The sequence below is a fragment of the Bacillus cereus group sp. BfR-BA-01382 genome, from assembly GCF_022663475.1.
In the GTDB taxonomy this organism is placed as follows: Bacteria; Bacillota; Bacilli; order Bacillales; family Bacillaceae_G; genus Bacillus_A; species Bacillus_A thuringiensis_S.
Genome location: NZ_JAKUFQ010000201.1, coordinates 1 through 3,228, shown reverse-complemented (window position 1 = coordinate 3,228; position 3,228 = coordinate 1). Strand labels below are relative to the sequence as shown.

Genomic DNA, 3,228 nt, shown 5'->3' with positions numbered 1-3,228 from the left:
GAAAATTTATAGCGGTATCATGTCCCTTTCTTGTTTCATAAATCCTCCTAAACCCCTTATATACCATACATTTATACAACATCTTCTCAAATTTCAGGGAATTATAAAACATGAAAATTCATAGCGGTATCATGTCCCTTTCTATCTGAAAAGATGAATCACCCCTAGCGGTATCACGTTCCTTTTATAAATACCAAATTTCATATAAATCCCTTTAACATCAATGTTTATTGACGATTTTCATGTAAATTATAATAAATAGAAATATGAAAATCTACAGCTCTATCATGTCCCTTATATTTTTGTGAAAATAAGCTTCTAACCCCATTAGAACAACGTTTATTAGCATTTTACAACTCATTTTCTTATTTATTCGGAACATGAAAATTCATAGTGATATCATGTCCATAAAAAAAATAGAACAAAACCCGAAACCCCTTGGTATGAAAGGGATTAACGTACATTTCATTTTTTCATGTTGGCTCTTAAAGGGGCCCATTTCATCAACTTTTGATTTGCTATAATTAAAATCGGTATATTTTATATTGTACGGATATGTATATTTTAATTTGTATAGGAGGTGAAAAAGATGAGCAAATCATTTGTTATTAGTAATCAACGTAGTCTAGATGGACAATCTACTAATGCGGTTATAGTTACATTAAAATCTTGGCAAGCACTTGTTGATGCATTGGAAGGAAAATACTATAGCTATAAAGATACATACCTTGAAGATATTATTAATCAAATGTCGTATGAAGAACGTATTGCGGATATCGATGGATTTGTTGCACAAGCAAAGCCATCTTTTTCACGTCATACTATTTCAAAGACAATGGAAAGAAAACATAAATTGTACGGTATTACAAATGCAGATCTTGAAGTATTCCTTTACCTACATAAAAAATGCTATACGAATGGTATTATTCCAAACGTAACAGTACATATGCTTTGGGAAGACTATAAGCAATACAAAGAAGAATTGGCATGTATACAGCATTCTCAATTCTATATTGCATTAAAAAAATTAAGCCTACATAACATTATTACGATTGAAAATGAATTAGATAGTCGATACACAATTAAAATAACTCATTTTATGAATGAAGAAACAGAAAAAGCAAATCCTTATGTTTACATTAGTCCTGTAGTCTTTACAAAGGCTTTCTTTGAACTTTCAGTAGCATCTAAGAAGCTATTCTTAGATATTGCTATGCAACAGCATAGAGAAACTACATTAAAACGTTCTTTAGACAAACAGGATGAAAGAGGTAATAAGACTCACTTTGGTGGGATGTACCGCTTTCTACATAAGAAGTATCCACATCAAATTCGTGCAGTTATGAAAGAACTAACGACTGTATTGCCTTGTACAGGAACTCCACTATTCAAAATCTGTAAACTACAAAAAGGGGTTCAAAACAAGAAAAAATACACGACTTTATTTTTATCTATTCATCCAGACTTCTTATGTGGAAAAGAATCAGGCGAACTACAGTATCGTGATCCTTTTACTCCAAAGGTTACGTATGCCCGTAAAGCCCGATTTATTGAATCTACACTACAAGAAATGCATATTGGGGAATTTACACGAGACATGAATAAATTTATTCATGTACTTAAAAATACCTGTCATCGACAAATCCGTAGTGTAATACATAGTTTGCGTGACATGATTGATCGCACTGAAAAATATCCAAGTAAGTTAGTATATACACTGAAAAAATTACTGAATCAAACATCACAGTATCACATTCTTGATACCGCAGCTAAAGAAGGGGTTTATCCTCTTATTACACAGCACGTACCAGCAAAACAAAAAGAACAAGCTATATTTGATTTCGGATTGCATTTCTCTATGTACTCTCGCCGAAGCATCAAGAAGCTGTTCCGTAAAACATTTGAGTTATTAAAGAACAAATTTGCCGTACCTGTTACAGAGGAATCTTACCATCGTAATTATCTAAGATATCAAGAAGAAACATTATTTAGAAAATACGCTTATGAACAAGGTGCAAATCTAAATGCTTATATGGCTTTAGAAATAGAAATGCGTGAACTTCTAAAAATAAAAGGACATAAAGAACGCTTTATTCCTAGTGATGTACGTGAATTGTTCATTGAAAAGATAGATAAATTACCAAAAGAAAAGCTAAGGGTAATTGAAGTACCTGGTAGCATAAATTTAATTACCTTTATACGTGCGTTGGAACAGCTGATACGTGCTGGGATTCAAGTTACATCAACTGAACAGGTATTAAAAGTAATGGAAGAAATGTAATCATTTTCAGCTCTCTATATTTGAAAAAAAATCAAAGTAGAGGGCTATTCGTGTTGGCTCTATCATTCAAAGTCTTTCTATTAGATACATTTATATACTTTTTTAAAAGATTCTATTGAAAATAGAATCTTTTTTTATGCACTTCTATACAATAAAAATTATTCATCATTCTTAATTTCCACAATAGTAACTTGAAAAGGCATCCAATACCTATATAAATAAAGATTTTACTCTACATAAAATCATAAGAAAAATTAAATTTTTAGTGGATATGTTTATAAAAAGTATCATTTGTGAATAAAAATATCATACTATTGTTGCTATATAAAGGTTCTATAAGTAAATCTACTAAAATTCATCAAGTTTTATGTGATTAAATATGAATAACTGAATTAAGTGGATTAAATTATGATCCTTGTGTATAGATTGTGTACAAATAACTACAAATTGGGGACAACTATCGAGAATATCTTCTTATTTACGGTTGAATAAATATACTTATCAGTGAATTATTTTTCTTCATTTTTTATGTAGGAATAGTGGTATTATTTTATGATTTTATGTAGAAAGGATGGTACAACAAAGTCTATTTTTACACTCCCATTACATACCATTTATGATTTTTTACAGTAGGGTATGTTAAAAACATTGTCATAGCAGGCCTTATTCTATATTTTATGAACCTATAAAAGTTTTATCTTTATATTTTTAATATATATAAGATATATATTTATATAAGATTTTAAGAAAAGGGGGAATATTTTAGAGAGGATGGGGACAAACAAAATATTTTTAAATAAAAAAATAATTTATATTATATATACTAATGTTTTCAAAATTTATTAATAAAAAGTTCTAACTACTATACACATAAAATACTACTAGATAAATTACATATACGTGTTAAATGTCTTCTTTAGTAGAGTTATCACAACAAAGAGATTTAC

The 3,228-nt window shown here is 29.3% G+C and carries 1 protein-coding gene; it reads left to right on the top strand.

Annotated features, from left to right (window positions below; genetic code table 11):
* Nucleotides 1-589: 589 nt before the first annotated feature.
* The gene (locus tag MR160_RS33165; RefSeq protein WP_242299168.1) at nucleotides 590-2,281 is read left to right on the top strand and encodes a hypothetical protein; all 1,692 of its coding nucleotides are present in this window, start codon (nucleotides 590-592) and stop codon (nucleotides 2,279-2,281) included.
* Nucleotides 2,282-3,228: the final 947 nt, after the last annotated feature.

Coding starts and splice junctions, on each gene's coding strand:
- MR160_RS33165 (WP_242299168.1), top strand. CDS start 590: ATGAGCAAATCATTTGTTATTAGTAATCAACGTAGTCTAGATGGACAA.